The organism is Mycoplasma feriruminatoris (assembly GCF_000327395.2).
In the GTDB taxonomy this organism is placed as follows: Bacteria; Bacillota_I; Bacilli_A; order Mycoplasmatales; family Mycoplasmataceae; genus Mycoplasma; species Mycoplasma feriruminatoris.
Genome location: NZ_CP091032.1, coordinates 1 through 23,576, shown reverse-complemented (window position 1 = coordinate 23,576; position 23,576 = coordinate 1). Strand labels below are relative to the sequence as shown.

General features: G+C 25.5%; 13 protein-coding genes and 3 pseudogenes. 6 read left to right on the top strand and 10 right to left on the bottom strand.

Annotated elements, in window-relative coordinates:
- Window positions 1-26: 26 nt before the first annotated feature.
- Both D500_RS00080 and D500_RS00075 read right to left on the bottom strand, forming a co-directional pair.
- A complete protein-coding gene (locus tag D500_RS00080) occupies window positions 27-1,631 on the bottom strand; it encodes an LppA family lipoprotein (protein ID WP_008362765.1) in 1,605 nt (534 codons plus the stop codon).
- Window positions 1,632-1,645: 14 nt separating this feature from the next.
- Window positions 1,646-2,182, bottom strand: a pseudogene (locus tag D500_RS00075) (LppA-related lipoprotein); the annotation flags it as partial.
- Between the two features lie 44 nt (window positions 2,183-2,226).
- Here D500_RS00075 and D500_RS00070 point away from each other — a divergent pair.
- A pseudogene (locus D500_RS00070) lies at window positions 2,227-3,630 on the top strand (IS3 family transposase).
- Window positions 3,631-3,651: 21 nt separating this feature from the next.
- On the opposite strand, the pseudogene D500_RS00065 reads toward D500_RS00070, so the two are convergent.
- Window positions 3,652-4,701: pseudogene (locus D500_RS00065) on the bottom strand (LppA family lipoprotein); the annotation flags it as partial.
- 194 nt (window positions 4,702-4,895) lie between these two features.
- Between D500_RS00065 and metG the strand changes: the two are divergent.
- From metG to D500_RS00040, 5 genes are all read left to right on the top strand, one after another.
- Window positions 4,896-6,425 carry a methionine--tRNA ligase gene (gene metG / locus D500_RS00060; RefSeq protein WP_008363429.1) on the top strand — a complete coding sequence of 510 codons (1,530 nt, stop codon included), beginning with the start codon at window positions 4,896-4,898 and terminating at the stop codon, window positions 6,423-6,425.
- 172 nt (window positions 6,426-6,597) lie between these two features.
- Window positions 6,598-8,244, top strand: a complete 1,647-nt coding sequence (locus D500_RS00055) for a BMP family ABC transporter substrate-binding protein (protein ID WP_008363427.1) — start codon at window positions 6,598-6,600, stop codon at window positions 8,242-8,244.
- A gap of 11 nt (window positions 8,245-8,255) precedes the next feature.
- On the top strand, window positions 8,256-10,049 hold the full coding sequence (locus D500_RS00050; RefSeq protein WP_008363425.1) for an ABC transporter ATP-binding protein: 1,794 nt from the start codon (window positions 8,256-8,258) through the stop codon (window positions 10,047-10,049).
- Window positions 10,039-12,606 (top strand): ABC transporter permease subunit, encoded by a 2,568-nt coding sequence (locus D500_RS00045; RefSeq protein ID WP_008363422.1) that lies wholly within the window; start codon window positions 10,039-10,041, stop codon window positions 12,604-12,606. The genes D500_RS00050 and D500_RS00045 overlap by 11 nt, the downstream gene beginning before the upstream one ends.
- On the top strand, window positions 12,607-13,590 hold the full coding sequence (locus tag D500_RS00040; RefSeq protein ID WP_239759453.1) for an ABC transporter permease: 984 nt from the start codon (window positions 12,607-12,609) through the stop codon (window positions 13,588-13,590).
- A gap of 66 nt (window positions 13,591-13,656) precedes the next feature.
- Here D500_RS00040 and gyrA read toward each other — a convergent pair whose 3' ends face one another.
- The 7 genes from gyrA to dnaA all read right to left on the bottom strand — a co-directional run bounded on the left by gyrA (window position 13,657) and on the right by dnaA (window position 23,576).
- On the bottom strand, window positions 13,657-16,161 hold the full coding sequence (gene gyrA, locus D500_RS00035) for a DNA gyrase subunit A (RefSeq protein ID WP_008363418.1): 2,505 nt from the start codon (window positions 16,159-16,161) through the stop codon (window positions 13,657-13,659).
- Between the two features lie 14 nt (window positions 16,162-16,175).
- Window positions 16,176-18,080 (bottom strand): DNA topoisomerase (ATP-hydrolyzing) subunit B, encoded by a 1,905-nt coding sequence (gene gyrB, locus D500_RS00030; RefSeq protein WP_008363416.1) that lies wholly within the window; start codon window positions 18,078-18,080, stop codon window positions 16,176-16,178.
- Window positions 18,081-18,422: 342 nt separating this feature from the next.
- Window positions 18,423-19,517, bottom strand: coding sequence for a synaptonemal complex protein 1 (locus D500_RS00025; protein WP_008363414.1), 1,095 nt, complete (start codon window positions 19,515-19,517; stop codon window positions 18,423-18,425).
- 57 nt (window positions 19,518-19,574) lie between these two features.
- The gene (gene rsmA / locus D500_RS00020; protein ID WP_008363412.1) at window positions 19,575-20,375 is read right to left on the bottom strand and encodes a 16S rRNA (adenine(1518)-N(6)/adenine(1519)-N(6))-dimethyltransferase RsmA; all 801 of its coding nucleotides are present in this window, start codon (window positions 20,373-20,375) and stop codon (window positions 19,575-19,577) included.
- Complete coding sequence (gene rnmV / locus D500_RS00015; RefSeq protein WP_008363410.1) at window positions 20,375-20,908, bottom strand: ribonuclease M5; 534 nt, start codon at window positions 20,906-20,908, stop codon at window positions 20,375-20,377. Before rnmV ends, rsmA begins: the two co-directional genes overlap by 1 nt.
- Window positions 20,909-20,950: 42 nt before the next feature.
- Window positions 20,951-22,078 (bottom strand): DNA polymerase III subunit beta, encoded by a 1,128-nt coding sequence (locus D500_RS00010; protein WP_008363409.1) that lies wholly within the window; start codon window positions 22,076-22,078, stop codon window positions 20,951-20,953.
- A gap of 145 nt (window positions 22,079-22,223) precedes the next feature.
- Window positions 22,224-23,576 carry a chromosomal replication initiator protein DnaA gene (dnaA, locus tag D500_RS00005; RefSeq protein WP_008363407.1) on the bottom strand — a complete coding sequence of 451 codons (1,353 nt, stop codon included), beginning with the start codon at window positions 23,574-23,576 and terminating at the stop codon, window positions 22,224-22,226.

Here is a 23,576-nt window from a genome sequence, read left to right as displayed (position 1 = left end):
TGTAGTCTAGGTTTTTTGATGGATTACTAATCTATAGATGCATTTGTTGAAACCTTTAATACTAAAGTTTTGTTTTCACCACTTGTTATATGAGATTTCAAGTCGGTATTGTAAGAAGCGAAAATAGGAATATGAAATTCAAATTCTATTTCGGCCATATATTTTTCTTGATCTTTAGTAACCAAAAGATACATTTCCTTAATTGAATCTTTTGTAAGTATAGTATGGAAAGGGTATATTGACATATTACCTATTAAACCTAAAATTGAACTATAATCCTTATTAGTATGTAAACTTAATGTAGAACTTGAATTATACACCTTAAGTTCATTATCATTTATACCAACCAATAAATTATTGAATATCTGTTGTTTTAAATATTCGCTAATCCTATTATCTATTAAAAGTTTTTTGTTTAATTCGTTTTTCTTTTTAATATCTTGTGTTCTAGTTTTTAAAGGGGGTTTAGCTAACAATTCTCTAAATTTATTTTGTGGTAAAAATATCGAAAAAACACTTTTATTTGGTTCATCTACATTAACTTTTCTAAAACCAGTAAAAGTAAACTTCTTATTAATAGAGGGCTCGTTATTAGTTTTATCGTTATATTCTCTATTTTCTATTTTTACATCAACACCTAAAATACCATTATAGTCATCATAACTAACTCTTGCAATTTCTTCTTTATAAAGTTTTCCTAATTCATTATCATATTCGAACAATAAAGATTTGATAGCTGCTGCATTAAGTATTAAATTTGGATCCACAAATAAATTAGAGTTGCCGTTTACTAATTCTTCAAAATTAATCGCGTTATTAGTTTCCATTAGATTTTTATATTCATTAGGGTTTTGACTATATAGTAACATGTATGCAACTAATGAAGGGAATAAACCAGATAATCCAACTACTTTATCTCTTTGTTTTAGATAATTTTCCTTATTATTCTTCTTATTATTTGTAGTATCTAATGGCTTAAACCCAATAAAAGTAAAATCTAGTGTTTTAGATTTTCCAACCTTTTTGTTGGTAAATTTAAGCTTTACTTTTTCTATTAATCCTTTTTGAATATTAGGCATTTCGCCACTATTAGTTAAAAATTGAATATAGTACTTTTCATATATAACTTTATAATCCTTAGAAAAAATAGTATCTATTATAGAAGGATCTTTTTGCAAATCAACAAGTGCAGTTCTAGAATCCCTTTGAGTATAAAAAGAGATTGTTTTAAAAGAAATTTCTTTTTTTATTCCATCTAAATCTGAAAAAATATCTTCAGACTTTCCGGGTTCATCTTTTTGAGGTTTTTCTTCTGGTTTTGGTTTAAAGGGTTCTTTTTCTTCTTTATGTCCAGGCGAGTCAGGCTTTTTAGGGGTTTTATCAGAATCTTTCTCGGGTTTATCTGGATTTTTATTTTCTGGTTCTTTGGGAGCACCGTCAGGTTTACTTGAGTGATTGTCCTCTGGTTTGCGATCAGATCTTGGATTTTCAGGATCCTTTTTAGGTTCATTATTTACTCTATTGTCTGGTTTTTTATCTGCACCATTAGTAGTAGAACAAGATATAACACTTAAAGAAACAATAGACAAAATAGGTAAAATAGATAATAATAATTTAGTTATTTTTTTCATAGCTATCTCTTAATTTAATTAATTTTGCTAATTGCAGTAATATTATATTTTAATATCTTCTCTTTACTTAATGAGTGTGATGTTAAATCACTCATTGTAGAAGCATATATAGGCATATTAACTGTAAATTCAATTTTTAATTTGTTTTGTTTGTCTTCGTTTGAAACTGTTATGAATATATCTTTAATTGAGTCTTTGTTAATTCTAGTGTGTAATGGATATAGAGATGTCCCATCATTAAAAGCGACAATTGTTTTATTTGTATTAGATTTATCATTAAAAGCTAATTTCAATGTTTGTGTTCCTCTATATATGTGATTCTTATTATCTTCAATATTTACTATTATTTTCCTAAACAACAAGTTTTTTAATCCACCATTATCAAAAAGAGGAATTTTTCTATCTGTTTGTTTTGACATTAAAATAGAATCAATAGTAGATTTTAAAGGCTCTTTATTAGAAATTTCTTTTAAATCATTTGGTAGTAATGATAAAGATAAAACATTATTGTTTTGATTAGCAAAGTCAGCTTTTCTAAACCCTTTAAAGTCCCCCGAACCCCATATTCCGGACTAAAAATCCAGGAAGTGGGGTTTTATATACTAAATGAAGCTTAGAAAAAAAATTAAAAATTGTCAAAGAAGCTAAAAGACTTAATGTTAAAAATAGCACCTATTTGGCAGACAGGCATAATGTCTCGGCTAATACTTTAAAGGGTTGAATTTACAAATATGAAATGTTTGGAATAGAAGCGCTTACCCACAAGAAAACAAAACCTCATTATAGTTTGGAAGCAAAACAAGAAATAGTATTATATAAACTTAAAACTAAAGAATCATACAGGGAAATTGCAAAAAAATTTAATATTATACATTCATCAACTATAGCTGGTTGAGTTAAAAGTATAAAGAAAATGGAATTTTAGGGTTAAATAATAATATAGGAAGACCTAAAAAATTATGAAAAACTCTAAGAAAAACCAGTTAAAAAAAAGAAAACAAAAATAACAACTAATAATGAAGATAGAATAAAACAATTAGAAGAAGAAGTTGAATACTACAAATTAGAGGTTGAATTCTGAAAAGTTAAACACCTTGTTGACAGAAGAAGAATCAACAAGGAAAAACAAAAGTAATTTTAGAAATGCTAAAACTCACAAAAAAGCTAAAGTTTCTATTCTTTTAAAAATAGCAAAATTACCTAAATCCTCTTTTATGAATGAAAAAGAAATTAGAAAATTCAATAGATAAGGATATGGAATTAAAAATATAATTGTTGATATATTCAACAAATCATTTGAAAGATATGGCTATAGACGGCTAAAATGACCTTAAAATCAATGGGATATATTGTGAATCACAAAAAAATTTTAAGGCTAACTAAAGAACTTGGTATTCAGTGTGTCAAATTTAGAACAAAGAACAGAAGATATAGTTCTTATAAAGGAACTGTTGGGAAAATCGCAGACAATGTTTTAAAAAGAAATTTTTCTTCAACAAAAGCAAACAGAGTTTGATGTACTGATGTAACAGAGTTTAAAGTTAATGGTCAAAAACTATATCTGTCACCAATTATTGATCTTTATAACAGTGAAATTATTTCATATTCAATTCAATCTAGACCTAACTTAAACCTAACTAATTCAATGCTAAAAAAAGCGCTTAAGAAGGTTAAAAATACAAATGGTTTAGTAATTCATTCTGATCAAGGATTTCATTATCAGCACATGAGTTGAGTAAGTACGCTAGAAGAAAATAACATAATACAAAGTATGTCTAGAAAAGGTAATTGCTTAGATAATGCTATTATAGAAAATTTTTTTGGTTTATTAAAACAAGAAATTTATTATGGTGAGAAATACAATTCAATAGAAGATTTAACTAAAGCAATACATAAATATATTTATTGGTTCAACAATATAAGAATAAAAGAAAAATTAAAAGGATTGTCTCCTGTACAATTCAGAAAACAATCCTGTTATAATATTGAAAATTTTTAGTCCGTGTTTAAGGTAGCGGGGGAAGCTAAAAGTCTTTTTTATTAATGGCTCTGTTATATTTGATTCTTTTCTATTTGTGATTTCTACTTCTACTCCAAGTTCACCATTGATATCATCATATTTAGCTGCAACTATTTTATCTTTATATTTTTCTCTATCTTTCTCATTATATTCAAAAAGAAATTCTTTAGTTCCTATATTAAAACCAATAAAATCATTTTCAAATAGATCGGTATTTTTATTTTTTAACTCATCAAAATTTATAGAATTTCTACTTAATTGAATCTCTTCATACTTTTTACTATCTTCTACGTATAATAACATATTTGCTAGTAACGAAGGATATACTGCAGTTATTCTTTTATCTAATGTAGTTTTAGCTTTTATGTAGTTATCTTTGTTGTTGATTTTATCTTTAGACTCATTTGTTATTTTTTTAAAACCAGTAAAAATAAATACTTTTATTTTAGATTCTTTTTCTTTAGTAAATTTAATTTTAACATTATCAATTGTTCCTTTTTCTTGAGCAAATATTACATTTGAAAAATCAGATTCAAAGTTAATTTTATATTTACTCAATATATCAAGATTTTTGTTAAAAATAACCTCTTTAAACGATCTTTCTTGATTTACTAACAATTCGTTTCAAGCGGTTTTCGCATCTTTATTTTTATAAAAAGTAAAGTTTTCAAAAGAGATTTCTTTTGATAATTTTTCTAAATCAGAAAAGTCTACTCTATGTTCTGTAGGTTGATCTGCTGGTGGTTGATAATTATGTGCGTTTGGATCATCACCTTTTGGTTCTTCAGGTTTTTTTGGATCAATATTTGTTCCATTTTCACCATTATTAGGTTGATTTTCTGGTTGAGATGGGGTATTATTTTCGTTTGGAGCAGTTGAATCATTTGGATTTGTTTGATTACCACTGCTTGAATTATTTGGATTAGGATTATTGTTGTTTGGTTTGTTTTGATTATCAGGTTTCTTAGTAGTTGAACAAGAAACTACACTTAAAAAACCAATAGATGAAATAGGTAAAATAGATAATAATAATTTAGTTGCTTTTTTCATAACAGTACCTACAATTTTTCTCACAATATTATAACAACACAATAAAACTATCTAGAATTAGTGCATAAATTATCAAAAAAACTTAATTTTTTTACTTTAAATATTATTTTTTTACAATATATTTTAAATAGGTTTAAATATATAAAAATATATAAAAAATATTCTTGGTAAAATAATAGTTATGAAAGGATAATATGTCAAAGAAATTTTATATAACCACACCAATATACTATCCTAGCGGAAATTTACATCTAGGCCATGCTTATACAACAACACTAGCTGATATTTTAAACAGATATAAAAAAGAACAAGGATATGAAACTTTCTTTTTAACAGGTAGTGATGAACACGGACAAAAAATTGAAAACAAAGCTAAAGAAGCTAACCTAACACCTTTACAATATCTAGAACCAAAAGTACAAGCCTTTAAAGATCTATGAACTAAACTAAATATTAATTATGATAAATTTATTAGAACTACAGATGATTATCATGAAAAAGCAGTTCAAAAAATCTTTACTATTTTACTTGAAAAAGGTTATATTTACAAAGGTCAATACGAAGGTATTTATTGTGTTAGTTGTGAAGAATTTTTAACAAGTGAACAAATTGATGAAAATGGATTATGTAAAATTTCAAACACTAAACCTCAATTAGTTAACGAAGACACTTACTTTTTAAAAGTTAGTCAATTTCAACATTTCATTGAAGATGTTTTAAAATCTGAATTTTTAATTCCTGATTATAGAAGAAATGAGATGTTAAAAAATTTCGTTGAACCTGGGTTAAAAGATCTTTCAGTAACTAGAGTAAGTTTTAAATGAGGAATTCCAATTACTCAAGATGAAAAACATGTTATTTATGTGTGATTAGATGCTTTAAGTAACTATATAACAGCTTTAGGTTATCTACAAGAAGATGATTTGTTATTTAAAAAATTCTGACAAAATGATGATTGTGAAATTTTACAATTAGCTGGAAAAGAGATCATTAGATTTCACTCAATTTATTGACCAGTTATGTTAGAAGCTTTAGGATTAAAACAACCTACTCACTTACTAGGTCATGGGTGAATTTTAAACAAAAACACTAAGATGAGTAAGTCTTTAGGTAATGTTGTTGATCCAATTAAAATCATTGAATTATATTCTTCTGATGCTTTAAGATTTTATATTGCAAATGATTTACCAACTGAAAAAGATGGTAATTTTAGCGTTGAATTATTTATTGAATCATTTAATGCACATTTAGCAAATAACGTAGGTAATTTAATTAGCCGAACTAATAATATGATCACTAAATATTTTGATGGAATTATTGATTTAAATAATGTTAAATACGATCAAGAATTAATTGATTTAGGTATTAAAACAATTGATAATTACGTTTTTAATATGGATCAATACAAAATTAGTGAAGCTATTAAAAATGTTTTAGAACTATCTAATGCATGTAATAAATACATAGAAGTTAAAGCACCTTGAAATCTAGAAAAAGAAAATAAAATTGATGAATTAAAAACTGTTTTAGCTACTTTACAAAGAAACATTGCGATTATTTCTTATTTATTAAAACCTGTTTTAGTTGATTCATATAGTGATATGATTGAACAATGTGGATTAGAAAATATTGAAATTAACTTTAGTAATCTAAAGACTTTTTTAGGTATTAAATTTAATAAATTAGGAAATAAAAAAGTTATATTTAATAGAATTAAAGAATAAAATCTCAGAAATTTTCTGAGATTTTTTTGATGCTTTAAAACTATTTCTTAGCTTTATAAAATAACATAAAAGTTTTAAAATTAGAAATTTTCTTAAAAATTGGAATACTAATCGTTATTAAAAAATATTTGCATAAAATTTTATTTAAATATATTAATAAAGGGGGGTTATAATGAAAAAACTTTTAACAATTTTAACAACATTAATTGGAACAAGTGGATCTATTTCAGCAGTAGTTTCATGTAAAGTTCCAACTTTTGCTGAAGGAATTTTAGGTCAAAAAGTTTTAGTTGTTACTGATGGTGGTAACATTAGAGATAAAACTTTTAATGAAAGTTCTTGAGAAGGTGTAATTAAATATGGTTCTCAAATTCATAGTAATTTTAATATTACAGATGAATTAACAGCTAGAAAATTTAATTACAAAAGTTCAATTGGTGGACATACTAAATGAGATGAAAAAACTCATTCTTTTATAAATGAAGATTATGAGTATGCTAAGTCAAATAGTAATAATTATGTTGAAACGCCCGATCATACAATTGATGCATTTAGAACTTCTTATAATACAGCAATTTATAAAAAAGCTGATGCTTTTTTACTAGCTGGGTTTGGTCATTTAGGAGCAGTTGATTATGCTGCTGATAGAATGCAAAAAGCTGGTAATAAAACAGTTGTTTTATTAGATGCTCAATATCAAAAAGATAACGTTATTTCAGTTTTATTTAATTCAGAATTAGCTGGATTTAATGCAGGATGAGATGCTATATTGTGAGCAAATCTTCCAAAAATGACTAGTTTAAATAGTGGTGAATTTTCAAAAGAAGCACTTAGTGCTTCAAATTCTAAAACTGATATGCCTTTACAAGGATCAACAGCTGGAAATAAATATATATCAATAGGTATGTTTGGTGGAATTACAGATAAAAATGCTGTTGATAATTATATGTGAGGATTACTTGCTGCAATGCATGTTTATAACAACAAATTTGCAGGAAAAGAAATTGAACTAGAAGACAATAAAGGTCAAAAAGTTAAATACAAATTACAACCTGTTTATTATGCTAATCTAGGAAAAAAAGCAGGAGTTGAAGGATTAAAAGACGTTAGTGAAAGTTCATGATTTTCAAAAAGTTTTGAGGTTGGTGGAGCTAAAAAATCAGGAATTGTTGATGCTTTAGTTAAGAACCAAGCTGATATTATTTTCCCAGTTGCAGGACCTCAAATTAATGATGTTCTAGAAGCAACTGGTCATAAACCTTTTGTAATTGGAGTTGATACTGATCAAGTAACAAGTGTTGGTTCATCAAAACAAGGAAATGAATTTAGATTTCTTACAAGCGCTAAGAAAAATATTGTTTCAGCTTCAATTTATGCTTTAAATAGAGCTAGATCTTTACAAAAAGCAGTTGTTGATGACAAAAAATATGAATCAAAACATAAATCAGAAGTTAAGGACGGAAAAACTCTAGTTGGAGAACAACCAGATTGATCAATTTCATCATCAAGAAAAGCTGATACTAAATGAAGTGTTGAAAAAGTTAACGGTTCATTAACAAATGCAGCTAACTTAGCTATTGAATCAGTTGACTATTCAAAAGGTAAAGGGGATTTAATTGAAGAAGATCTTAAAAAAGCACTAGATGAATCAGGGAAAACATATAAAGAATATCTAACAAAAACATCATTAGACAAAGCGCTAGATTTGATTAGTAAAAGTGTTAAAGATGAAGAATGAGAAAAATTAACATTAAGTAGTAATGGAATTGCAGGAATTAAAAATTATTGAGAAATGTTGATTCAATCAACTAAAAAATAAGGAGCATAACTATGAACATAGAAAAACAAATTGATTATGCTATTGAAATGCAAAACATTACTAAAACATTTTTAAATGGTGCTATAGTTGCTAATGATGATATAACAATCAAAGTTAAAAAAGGTGATATTCACGCTTTGGTTGGTGAAAATGGTGCAGGTAAATCTACATTAATGTCAATTCTATTTGGTTTATACCAACCAACTTCTGGAACAATTAAAGTTAATGGAAAAGAAGAAGTAATTTCAAATCCAATTAAAGCAAATAAATTAGGTATTGGAATGGTTCACCAACATTTTAAACTAGTTGAAGTTAATACAGTTTTAGAAAATATTATTTTAGGTGTTGAACAAACTAAATCTAATATATTTTTAAACAAAACTAAGATGCGTGCTGAGTTAATTGAAATAATGAAAAAATATGATCTATATGTTGATCTAGATGCAAAAATTCAAGATATTTCAGTTGGATTACAACAACGTGTAGAAATTTTAAAAGTTTTATATAGAAAAGCTGATATTTTAGTTTTTGACGAACCCACTGCTGTTCTTACTCCTCAACAAATTCAAAGCCTTTTACAAATTATGAAAAACTTGCAAAAAGCAGGAAAAACCATAATTTTTATTTCTCATAAAATGGATGAAATTAAACAAGTTGCAAATGTTGCTACAGTTATAAGATTAGGTAAAAAGATTATCGATCTAGATGTTTCAACAGTTACAGGAAATGAAATTGCTGAAGCTATGGTTGGTAGAAAACTTGTTGAAGTAAAAAACACATATGAAAAACCATTATCTGAAGAACCTGTTTTAGATGTTATTAATTTAACAGTTAAAAAAGATACTAATCATAAAGTTTATGGACTAGAAACTTTTAATGTTAAAGTAAGACCTGGAGAAATTGTAGCAATTGCTGGAGTTGAAGGAAACGGTCAACACGAATTAGTTCAAGCAATTACAGGACTAGTTAAACCAGTTTCAGGTGGTATTATTTATAACAAAATTAATATCGTTAATAGTAGTATTAAAACAAGATATGATATGGGGTTAGCTCATATTCCTGAAGATCGTCATAAATATGGGTTGTTATTAGATTTTTCAGTTGAAGAAAATATTGTAAGTCAAGAAATTGATAAAAAACCATTTTCTTCACTTGGATTTATAAACAAAAAAGCAATCTCAAGATATGCTCAATTAATTATTAAAGAGTTTGATATTAGAGGTTCTAGAAATGGAACAGCTATAGCAAGAGGATTATCTGGTGGAAACCAACAAAAAGCTATTGTAGGTAGAGAAATTAAAAAAGATCATAATTTATTAGTGGTTGTTCAACCTACTAGAGGACTTGATGTTGGAGCAATAGAAAACGTTCATTCTCACATTTTAAGTGAAAAAGAAAAAGGTAGAGGTATTTTACTAGTTTCTTATGATCTAAATGAAGTAATTGCTTTAGCAGATAGAATTGTTGTTATTAATGATGGAAAACTAATTGGTGAACTACCTGCCAAAAACGCTAAAAAAGAAGAAATTGGTGCTTTAATGACAGGTCAAACTTTAGAACAAATTAAAAAAGCTAAAGAATCAAATGAACCAAAAGAATCAAAAGAACCAAAAGCAAGTTCAACTAAAACAACTAAATCAAAATCTGAAAAATCAAAAACCACTAGTACAAAATCAACTAGTTCAAAATCAACTAGTTCAAAATCAAAATCTACAAAAACAACTAAACCAAAAGAAAGCAGTAAAACTACAAAAACAACAAAAAGCACAAAAACTAGAAAGGAGATGAAAGTAGATGCAATCTAAAACATGTTGAACATTATCTAAAAAAACAAAATATTTATTTAGTTCAGATTCTACAAAAACAAAATTAAAATTCATTAAAGGTTCAATATTTTCAATTTTAATAGGATTTATAGTTTCAGGAATTTTCTTATCATTTTTAAGAATTAATCCATTCACATATTTTGGGCTTTTATTTGGAATTAATTTTGATAAAAACTTTTATCAAATTAGTCTAAACTGAATGGCTGTATATATTGTTGCTGGTTTATCAATGGCAATTGCTTTTAAATCAGGAGTATTTAACATTGGAGCTCCTGGTCAAATACTAGCTGCAACAAGTGTTTCAACAATTGTGTTTTTTGCAATAGCAGGAAATAATGCTAGTTCAGTTAGTCCTTTAATGATTATTTTAATGCTTATAGTTTGTGTAATATCAGCAGCATTTGTTGCTTTTATTGCAGGTATTTTAAAAGCCTTATTTAATATTCATGAAGTAGTTTCAACTATATTATTAAATTGATCAGTGTTTTATATCTTTAAATGAGTTTTTGGACAATTCAAAGACTTTTCATCAAGTCTATCTTATACTTCAAAAAACATTCCATCAGATCAATTAAGCATTGGATCAAATACAGTAGTTATTCCATTATTAATTGCTTTAGTTTGTGTAGTTGTGATTTGAGTACTATTTTCAAAAACAGTTTTAGGATTTAAATTAAAGGCAGTTGGTTCATCATTAACTGGATCAAAATATATTGGAATTAATGTTAAAAGACAAATCATTACTTCATTAACATTATCAGGAGCTGTTGCTGGAATTGCTGGATTTATTTCAATGTTCACAGTTGCACCAAACAACTTCTTTGCTTCAAATAGTTTACCTACTTTAGGATTTGATGCAATTGCAGTTTCACTAGTTGCTTTTAATAATCCAATAGGAATTATTGTTATAGGTTGATTATGAGCAATTATTAAAACTGGTGGAGGTCCTATTTCATCACTTTATAGTATTTCAACTCAGATTAGTGGTTTAATCTCAGGTATTTTAATCTACTTTACAGCTATTGTTTCAGTGTTTATTGCCTTTAAACCTTGAGAGTTATTAAAAAATAAATACTATTTATACACTTCAAAAGTTAATAAACAAATTGTTTGAAAACTACAACTTTATGCTTTTAAACTTAAACTTAAAAAAATCTTTTTAATCTTTACAAAAGACTACAAACAACAAGTTAATGACAAATATGAAAACTACATTACTCAAAATCAAGTTACAAACAAAATCTCAAAACCACACTTATTTTGAAATGGTAGAAAAAATATTAAACTAGAACTAAAAAAAGATATCAAACAATCTATAATAACAATTCAAACTAAAATTCAAGAAATCAAAAAATTCATTAATCAAGACAAAACTACACTTAATGTTGATGGATTAAAAACTCATTTAAATAAACAAGTTAACCAACTAGGTTCTAACTACATTCAAACATTACGTGAACTTGACTTAGAATTAGCAGATCATAAATATAAAATCAAACAAGCTAGTTCAAACATTTTAAACAAATATCAAACAAACATTAAAAAAATAAAAGATGCTCATAAATTAAGAATTCAAGAGATTAAAATGTTTAAAGAAAGTGAAATCGGAATTCTTACTTATAAATTTGATTCTCATAATCACATTATTGAAATCAAAGCAAATAAATTAAAAACTGTTGCTCAGTTAAAAGAACAAATTAAAAACATTAAATCTGATATTAAACTAGATAAACAAATTTCTAGTTTAAATCAAACTTCAAATAATATTAATCATTCTGAACAACTAGAAAAAATCAAACAATTAAAAGAACAAATTAAAACTATTAAAAAACAAGCTAATGCTAAAATCTTAGAACAAAAAGCTAAGTATAAAGAACAAAAAGCTTTAGCTAGACAAGAACAAACTAAACTACAAGCTATTTTAGATCAATATAATACTTATTGAGCTGAAGAACAACAAAACTTTAGTCAAGCTAAAAAAGATGCACTTATTTTAAAACAAAAACATTTAGAATTAATTGATATGAATCATTCTCAAGATGATGTTAATAAAGCCGTTGTTTTATTAAATGATTTAAAAACTTTAATTAAAGATAATTTAGATCTAAACCTAAACAAACAAGCTATTCAATCTAACAAACAAACTTTAAATAAAGCATTAGAAATTAGTTCTAAAATAGATGATATCTTTACAACTAATATCATTAGTGTTTATGATGCACCAGAACACATCAAACAAAAATCAAAAATTAGTTTAACTTGTTTTAAACTAATAACTAATCTTAAAAAAGAAATTGCTTATGTAACTACAAGAGCTGAAGAACAAGAATTAATTAGTGATTATAAAAATAGAATTACTAAAGCTAAACAAATCGTAAATGATGATAAAACTAATTATCAAGAACAAATCAATAAAGCACCTAAAAAAACATTATCTGATTTAGAACAATTATTTAATTTAGAAAAATCTTTAAAAGAACAAACTAATTTAAAAATTCTAAATTTAGAAAATACAATGTTAAAGGAGGTTAAATAAATGGGAATTTTATTTAATACTAGTATTTTAACTTGAGCATTAGCTTTAGTTGGTGTGTTATTATTTGCTTCTTTATCATCACTTGTAAGTGAAAAAGCAGGAGTAGTTAATATTGCAGTTGAAGGTATGATGATTATTGGAGCATTAGTTGTTTCAATTCTAGGAACTTATATAACAACAAATGATCCAAAAAGTAATTACACTCAAATACCAATAGTTTTACTAGCTGGAGTAATTACAGGAGCATTTGCATTATTACATGCATTTCCATCAATTACTTTAAAAGCAAATCAAATTATTTCAGGAACAGCAATTAACATTTTAACTTTAGGTTTAGGTATATTCTTATCAACTTCAAACTGATTTGGTAAACAATCTCAAGTTATTGCAAGTGGATATTCATCAATAGATGTTATTCGTATAACTTCAACAGTTAATGGTAAAACTCAACTAGTAGCAAGTATGTTACCGATTTGAACAGTTATAGCAATCATTTTAGCAATCACTATATTTATATTCTTTAAATACACTAAACAAGGTATGAGATATGCAATGGTTGGAGAAAACCCAAACGCAATCGATGCAGCTGGAATCAGTGTAACTAAATATAGATATGTAGCTGTAATTTTATCAGGATTTTTAGCTGGAATTGGTGGTGGAGTATTTGTTGTAACAGTTGTTAGTGGTGGTGGTTTATTTAGTGGAAATATGTTAGGTTATGGATTTTTAGGAATTGCAATTATGATATTTGGACAATGAAGAATTAGTTTTATTGTAATTGGATCAATTATCTTTTCATGACTATTTGCACTAGGTCAACAAATTGGAACTCTTTCAACTAACAAAACTATTCAAGCAGTTTCAACTCTATTTAACACTTTACCATTTGTTCTAACAATAGTAGCTATGGTTGTGTTTAGTAAAACATCAAGAGCCCCAGCAGCAGTTGGTATACCTTTTGATAAAGCAAAAAAGATAGCTTAAAATAAATAAACTTAATAATAATAAAAAAACCGAATTCTATAAGATTCGGTTTTTTGTTATTATATTTTAATCTTCTTCAAAATCTTCATTTTCTAATCCGTGTTTACGGTATTCTAAAGTAATAGCATTAATTTCTTGACTATCAGCTAATCTAATTGCTTTTACTCCTGAAGCATTTCTTGAAAGTGAAGGAATGTTTGAAACTTTAGTTTTAATTAAGTTACCATCACTTGAAATAATCATAATTAAATCAGTTTCTCTAGCTCCAATTATAGCTTTGAACTTACCAGTTCTTTGGTTTAAGTTCATTACTTTAATTCCTTTACCATTTCTTCCACTAATTCTATAATCATCAATTGGTGTCTTTTTAAATAAACCTTTATTTGAAACAGTAGTAATATGAGTTAATTTAAATGAACTAATTGCTCCAACTACAACATCATCATCTTCTAGTTTTAAAGCTCTAACTCCAGAACCAAGTCTTGATTGTGGATTAACAATACTTTCTTTAATTCTAATTACTTTTCCTGATTCATTTGCAATAAACACAGTATCAGATCCAGTTGTTGCAAATACTGAAACTAATTGATCATTTTCTCTTAAATTAATAGCTTTTTTACCATTTCTATTAATGTTTTCAAATTCAGAAATCTTAGTTCTTTTAATCATTCCTTTTTGAGTAACAAAAGTTAGATAATTGAATTTTTCTTTATTATTTCTTAATGGTAGAATTGCTGTAATTTTATCTTCATTAGTTAGATCATTTAAAAAGTTAACTATTGGTAATCCTCTAGCTGTTCTTGAATAGCTTCTAATGTTATATAATTTAGTTCTATAAACTTTTCCAGAATTTGTAAAGAATAACACTCAATCTTTAGCTTTTCCCATTGTAGCAATATCAATAGGATCGCTTGGTTCTGAGTTTACACTAACTCCACGCCCACCACGTTTTTGAATTCTAAATTCATCTGGATTAACTCTTCTAATATATCCATCTTGAGATAATAAAATCATTCATTTTAGATCAGGAATTAATTCTTCATCTTCAATATTAATTAATTCTTCATCAATTAATTCTGTTCTTCTATTATCTCCAAACTTATCAGCTATTTCATTTAATTGGTTTTTTAATACATTATTTTGTTCTTCTTTTGTATTAATTAAAATATCTAAATAAGCTAATCGTTCTTTTATATTAGTCATTTCTAAAGTGATTTTATCTCTTTCTAAACCAACTAATCTTTGTAGACGCATATCTAAAATAGCTTTATTTTGTTCTTCATCAAAATTATATTTATTAGTTAATTCTATTTTTGCTTCTTCACTTGTTTTAGAGTTTTTGATAATATGAATTACATCATCAACATTATCTAAAGCAATATGTAAAGCTTCTAAAATATGATAACGTTTAGTTAATTTATTTTTTTCAAATAAAGAACGTTTAATAATTACACTAATTTGAAACTCAACATAGTTTTTAATAATAGTTTTTAAATCTAATAAAACAGGTAAATTATTATTTAAAGTTAATAAATTAATTGAAAAACTAGATTGTAGTGCAGTATATTTATAAAGTTTTGATAATACTACATCAGGATTTGCATCTTTTTTTAATTCAATAATAATTCTAATTCCTTCATAATTAGATTCATCTCTAATATCAAAAATTCCTTCAATAGTTTTATCTTTAACTAGCTCAGCTATTTTTTCAATAATTTTAGCTTTATTAGTTTGATAAGGAATTTCAGTAACTACAAATCTATCGTGTTTTTTATTTTCTTCAAAATCAATTTTTGCTCTAATAATAACACTACCACGTCCTGTTTTATAACCTTCTCGCATTTTTGACCCATTAGTCATTAATGCTCCAGTTGGAAAATCAGGACCTAAAATATGATCATTTAGTATTTCATCAATACTAATATCATTATTATCAATATAAGCATTAATCGCACTTACTACTTCTTTTAAGTTGTGTGGTGGAATTGAAGTTGCCATACCAACTGCAATACCCATAGTTCCATTAACTAAAAGGTTTGGTAAATAACCAGTTAAATAAGCCGGTTCACGTTCACTTGCATCATAATTATCAATAAATGGTACAGTATCCATATCAATATCTTTAATAAGATAATTTGATATTTTTGCTAATCTTGCTTCAGTATAACGCATAGCAGCAGCACCATCACCATCAATTGATCCAAAGTTACCATGTCCATCAATTAAAGGATAACGATAAGAAAAATCTTGAGCCATTCTTACCATTGTTTCATAAACAGCACTATCTCCATGTGGGTGATACTTACCAATTACTTCTCCAACTATACGAGCTGATTTTTTATGTGGTTTATCACTTGTAATTCCTAAATCATTCATAGCATAAATAATGCGTCTATGAACAGGTTTTAATCCATCTTTTAAATCAGGTAGAGCACGACTTACAATAACACTCATTGCATATTCTAAGAAATCTTTTCTAACTTCTGTTGAAATATCAATAGGAGAAATCTTACCATGATAATGATCTTGATTTTCATTTAAAGAATCATTGTTGTTATTTTCATTATTCATAATTTTCTACCTTCCTAAAAGTCTATATTTTCAACAAATTTAGCATTATCTTGAATATAATTTTTTCTTAATTCTGGATCTTCACCCATTAAATCTGAAAATACTTCATTAGCTAAAGTTGCATCTTCAAGAGAGATTTGTAACATCGTTCTTTGTTGTGGATCCATTGTTGTTTCTCATAATTGTAGTGGATCCATTTCTCCTAAACCTTTATAACGTTGAATTGTGTATTTTAAATTATTAAATTCATTGTTTTTTAATTCATCTAATTGAGCATCAGTATATGCATAAGCTATTTTTTTACCAGCTTCAATTTTATATAAAGGAGGTTGAGCAATATAAATATGACCATTTGCAACCAATGGTTTCATATATCTATAAAAGAAAGTTAATAATAATGTTCTAATGTGAGCACCATCAACATCAGCATCAGTCATAATAACTATCTTTTTATATCTTAATTTAGATAGATCTAATTCTTCTTTAATTCCAGTACCAACAGCTGTAATAATTGATTTAATTTCATTATTTGAAAAAGCTCTAGCTTCAGTTACTCTTTCAACATTTAAAACCTTACCTCTTAAAGGTAAAATAGCTTGGAATTTTCTATTTCTTCCAGTTTTTGCACTACCACCAGCTGAATCTCCTTCGACTAAATAAAGTTCAGCAATACTTGAATCTTTAGTTTCACAATCAGCTAATTTACCTGGTAATGAAAATGAATCTAATGCAGATTTTCTTCTTGTTTCTTCTCTTGCTTTTTGAGCAGCAATTCTTGCTTTTTGAGCATTAACGTTTTTATCTAAAATTGCTTTTGCATCTTCTGGAGATTTTAATAAAAATTCTTCAAACGCATTACCAATAATTATGTTTACTGCTTCTTTTGCATCAGGATTAGAAAGTTTAGTTTTAGTTTGTCCCTCATATTGTGGATCTGTATGTCTTACAGATAAAATACACATCATACCTTCTTTAATATCATCTCAAGAGAATTTAGAAGGAGATTTAGTGTTTTTTATAACTGTATCAGCATATCTATTAATATCTCTAATTAAAGCTTGCTTTAAGCCATCTTCATGAGTTCCACCTTCATGAGTATTAATGTTATTTACAAAAGTAATAATGTTTTCTTGATAATCAGAATTATATTGAAGAGCCATTTCAACTTCAATATCTTCATATTTTGAATCAACATAAAAGATATTAGGATTTATTTTATTTTTAGTTTCATTTTTTTCTTTAATGTAATCTAAAATTCCATTTACAAATAAATATTCAACTGTTTTTTCAATTCTTTCATCAGTTAAAGTAATTTTTAACCCTTTGTTTAAAAAGGCTAATTGTTTAACTTTATTTTTAATAATTTCATAATCAAAAATTACAGTTTCTTTAAAAATTTCAGGATCAGGTTTAAATTTAACTTTTGTTCCTTGTAATTCAGTATGTCCTAATTGTTCTAATGCTGATTCTTTAGTTCCACCTTCACTAAATAATTGATGATAATGAGTATTATCTCTATAAACATCAACTTCAACAAATAAAGATAAAGCGTTAACAACACTAGCCCCAACTCCATGAAGTCCTCCAGAAATCTTATAAGTTTCTGAATCAAACTTACCTCCAGCATGTAATTGAGTAAAAACTAAACTTAAAGCTGATTTATTTGTATCTGAATTAATTCCAACAGGAATTCCTCTCCCGTTATCTTGAACTATTACTTCGTTATCTTTTGTAATTGTTACATTAATTAAGTTTGCATACCCAGCCATAGCTTCATCAATAGAGTTATCTAAAATTTCTCAAACTAAATGATGTAAACCTGTTTTTGAAGTAGAACCAATATACATTCCAGGACGTGTTCTAACAGCTTCTAAACCTTTTAAAACTTTAATCGATTCTGCACTATATTCATGTGACATCTATTTCACCCTCTCAGTAATTTTGCACACTAAAAAGCTCTTTTACAATAATATAATTATACCTTAAAAACACCCTTATTTTTAACTAAAACCTTAGATTAAAAAGCAAATAAAAAACCCTGTATTTTGTTAAAAAACACAGGGCCGAAAGTATTTATAAATTGAATAGAATTCTTTAAATTGAAATTAATCGATGGGCTTGAGTACGACCTATTTTATGGCACTCTAATTTCATATTAAAGAAAAAAGTTTGCGAACTAAGTTTTTTTTGTAAAAAGATACCCAAATATCTTTTTACAATATTTAATATAACACTCTTTTTAATTATTGCAATACCTATTTTTAACTAAATTTATTTTTTCTATTTTTTATAGGTCTTGAAAAGAAACTTATAACTACTGAAACTCATACAAATGGATTAAAACTTAATATTCCAAATATGTAGAATAGGAATATTTTTTTCATAGTTTTACTTATCATACTCATATAAGTAAGTACTAATATAATCAATGAGTCAATCATTAAGAAAATTAAAATATATAACACAAAATCATAATAATCTCTTTGAGTTTCTTTAACAGTAAATTGGTTAAAAATACCCATTAACTTGTTTCAGATTTCCTGTAGTTTTTTATTATTTCTTTCAAAAATTGGAAGTTTTCTATTATAAATATCTTTTATCTTATCTATATCTTTTAAAGGAGTTTCACTTTTCTTTGAAAAGTACTCTACTTCTTTTTTAATAATTTCAACATTAGCAGTTATTTTTTTGCCTTCATCAGACAATTTGTTAGCTAACATTGTTATTTTTGAAATTGAGCTATTGATTGAATTTAGATCATTGTTAACACTACCTATTAATCCACCAATATTATTAAGAGAACTAGAAAGGTCTCTTCTCACTCTTGAAACAGCTCCATTTCCTGTTTGTTGTAATTTTTGAAGTTCTTTAGTTATTTGATCCAAATGGGTAGTCACTTGTTTTCCATCTTCAATTACTTCTTTTACTTTTGGCTCAACTTTTTTACTTTTATCATTAAATTCATTAGCAAAATCAGTAACTTCTTTAACTAGTACCTTAACTTCATCAATCTTGTTTAGTAAACTGTCTTTTGAATTTCTATCTGTTTCTCTTTTGATTTCTTCAACTATTTCTAAAGCTTCATCATAAACTTCTTTTAACTTAGGAATAGAAGGTTTTATCTTATCAGCGTTACTAATTAAATCAACTTTATAAGTGTAATAAGTATATCTAAGACCAGAAAATAAAACAGTAATAACTATTAATATACCTAAAAAAATGTGAGAAAAAATATTAGAAAACACTAAAGAAAAACGCATTAAAAATTGAACTTTGGGTTTTGGTTTATCTGATTTTATCGCACTTTGACCTAGATCATCTAAGCTAACTTCTTGATTGTTAAAATCTTTAATCATAGCCATAAACTCTCCGTATTTTATTAGTTTTTTTATATACATTTTGATTATATAAATTTAAAATTCATTATCATAAATTAGGTTAAATAAATTTATATATTCATCTATATCTAGTTGTTCAGGTCGTAAATTACTACTTATATTTGTAGTATTTAAATATTCTAATGCTTTATTTTTGTTATTAGTAATTTTAGCTAAATTATTTAAAATTGTTTTTCTTTTATTATTAAAAAGTAATCTTACAAACTCAATAAACTTCTTATCATCATTAATTTTATTTTTATATAAATCATTAAAAGTAAGACTAATAATTGCTGAATCTACTTTAGGAATTGGATAAAACATCTTTTTATTTACAATAAACTCAAAGTTTCTTTGACTATAAAACTGACAAGCAATTGATAAATTATTATAATTATTTTCATTTTTATTACTACAAATTCTTAAAGCTACTTCTTTTTGTAGCATAAAAACAGCTTTTTGTAACAAACTACTTATTTGTAAAGTCTTAAATAAAATTTCACTAGTTATATAATATGGTGTATTTGAAATAAGACTTACATTTTTAAAATCATACTTACTAATAAGATCAGTTAAATTAATTTCTAAAACATCAGCTTGAATAATTTCTAAATTAGGATTATCAAACTTAGTTTTTAAAATTTCTACCATATCTTGATCAATTTCAATAACTACAACTTTATTAAATCTTTTAACTAACTCTTTTGTTAAAGCACCTTTTCCAGGTCCTATTTCTATAATTAATTGATCTTTATTTTGATCTAAAACATCAACTATTCTATTAATCAAATTAGAATCTGATATAAAGTTCTGCCCATAGTATTTTTTAGCTTTCATTATTCACCTATTATTTTTTTAATATCATTAATAGAAATGTTCATTCAATTTAATCACTTAAATAAAGTTTTAGAGCTTATATTTTCATCAAAATTAAAATATTTACAAATAATTATTCTATTTTCTTTTAAATAAAAATCATTATTTACATAATCAGATCAACTTAAAGAATTATTATTTTTATCATAACTAATTAAATTATCTAAAGCCTTTTTAATAGCTTGATCACTAGCTTCAGCTATACCTATTTTCTTACTATTTTTATTAATATCATCTTTACTAATAAAAGCATTTAAAACTTTATTATCTAAATAATCAATAATAGTTTGTCTTATTTTCTTACCAGCTCCATCAGGATCAGTAAATATAATTACACCAGTTTTATTGTTAAGTTCTTTTATCATTTCTAAAGTCTTTTTGTTTAAACTTAACCCTTTTGTTTGAATTGTTTTTAAATCATTACCATAAATCTTTTTTAACTTATCTGTATCTGATTTACCCTCTACAATTATAATTTGTTTTATTGTTTTCATAATATTATTTTATCTTTTACAAATAAAAATCCACTAAGTGGATTAATTTGATAAAAATGTTGGAAGAATAACTTGTTTTAATTGTTCATCATAAGCATTATTTATAACAATTGGTTTAGTTGAATTAATCAATTTTAGTTCAATTTTATCTTCATCTAAAGTCTTAATAGCATCAATTAAAAATCTTGTATTAAAACTAATTGATAGATTTTTATTTCCCTCAATTACAAAATCATCAAAGTCTTCTTCATACTTACCAACTTCTGAAATAAAAGTCTTAAACTCAATTTTATCTTCATTAACTTTAATATTTACAATAGCAGGTAGTCCATCATCAGCTACTAAATCAAATCTTGATAAAACTTTTAAAATTGATCTTTGTTTAACTGTAATAACAGTTTCAAATCTTGTTGGAAAAGCAATTTGAACATTTGGGAATTTTCCATCAATTAAATTAGATTGAAAAATAACATTATCAATTATAAATGTAATATATCCTTCAACAATTATTATTTTTAAATTTTCAGCATTATCTAAAAGCTTAGGTAGTTCTAAAGCAGTTTTAAAAGGAATAGTTATATCAATAGTTTCGTTGTTATCATTTTCTATTTCTAAAACCTTTTGACTAATTCTAAATGAATCAGTTGTTGAAAAAATCGCTTGATTATTATTTAGTTTTAAATTTAACCCTGTAAGAATTAATTTTTTATTATTTCCATTCATTGAAACAAAAACTTGGTAAATTGTTTTTTTAACTTCTTTTGGATTTAAGTTAAACTCAATTCCTTTTTCTCTAAACCCAATTAAAGGATAATCTTCAGAATTTAAAACCCCAACACTAAAATCTGAATTATCAGTTTTAATAATTAATTCATTATCTTCAACCATATAAAAATCTACAAACTCATCATCTAGTCTTCTTAACATTTCTAAAACATACTTAGGTTTTAATAACACTTTTCCTTCTTGTCTAACTTCTAAATCTGAGTTCTGATTATTTAAAATACTTTTAAATGAAAGAATACCACTTGTTGCAATTATATTAATTTGATCAGAAAAAACATTTAAATAAATACCAGCTAAACTAGGATTAACATTTTTAGGATCAATAACTTTAGCTGCTTTTGATAAACTGTCTAACAAAACCATTCTATTTATTGAAAAATTCATAACTACTCCTTTTTTCTCTAAGTTTATTTTATATAAATAAGAGATTGTATTATATTACTATTTCTAATATTATTTCTAAATTATTATTAGTATGAAGTTAATTTGTGGATAACTTACAAAAACCTAAATTAATAAAGATTTTTTATTATTTTGTTAAAATTTTATTCTTCAAAATATCAACAGTCTTTTTTAATTGTTTGTCTTTTTTTAACATACTTTCAATTTTTCTTTCAGCATTAATAACTGTTGTATGGTCTCTACCACCAAATTCTTCTCCAATTTGAGCTAAAGTGTGATTTAAAATCTCTTTTGTTAGATACATAGCTATATGTCTTGCTGTTACAATTGACTTACTTCTAGCTTTTCCATCAATTGCATTAACTGAAATACCATATTTTTCACTAACAACTTCTTTAATTTTTTTAACATTTAATATACCTAATTTAGAAGTTGGAATATCTCTAAACAAATCACTAACAATTTCAATAGTAATTATTTTTTCTTCTGGATTTTGTTGAGATCAAAAATTTAATCTTGAAACACTACCTTTAATTTTTCTAACATCATCAGAATAATAATTAGATATAAAATTAATTGCTTCACTAGTAACTTCGGCTTTTATGTTTTGATTTTTAATTTCTTTTTTAATAATTGCTGTAGCTGTTTTATTATCTAGTTTTTGAATAGCAATACTTAGCCCCATATTAAATCTAGTAATTAATCTATTATCAAAACCATTTAATAATTCTGGTGATTTATCGCTTGAAAAAAACAATTGTTTATCATTTTCAATAAAGTTATTAAAAATAGTAAAAAATATTTCATTAGTTTTTTCTTTATAACTTAAAAACTGTACATCATCAATAATCAACACATCATTTTGAGATATTTCATTTTTAAATTGTTCTATTTCTTTATGAGTTTTTTGTAATATATCAACAGCTTTTCTAGCAAATTCATCACCACTCATATAACCTACTTTTAAATCAGAAAAGTTAGTTTCTATATAGTTTTTTGCAGCTTTTAATAAGTGAGTTTTACCCATTCCAGACTCACCATAAATAAACAGTGGATTATAAGTAACTCCAGGGTTTTTACTTACTGTTTGAACTGCTATAAAAGCTTGTTCATTACTTGATCCAATTACAAAGTTTTCAAAAGTATTTTCATTAATTTTTTTAACTTTTTTATTAATAATATCTGAGTGATCTTTATTAATTATTTCTGTTTTTTCTAGTTGTTTTTTATACTCTTGTTCGTATGTAAAACTAACATTAACATCTTCTTTTAAAATGTTTTTTATCTCATTTTCAATAGTTTGTCTAAATTGTTTAATAGCTAATAAACCAAATTGTGATTTAACAACAACAATATAATCATTAAAACCTTTTTTATAAATATTAATTGTTTTTATATAGTCGTTATAAACTGATTCATCAATATTTTTGTTAACCATTAAACTAAGTTTAAGTTCTTTTAAAATATCGTTTACGTTCAT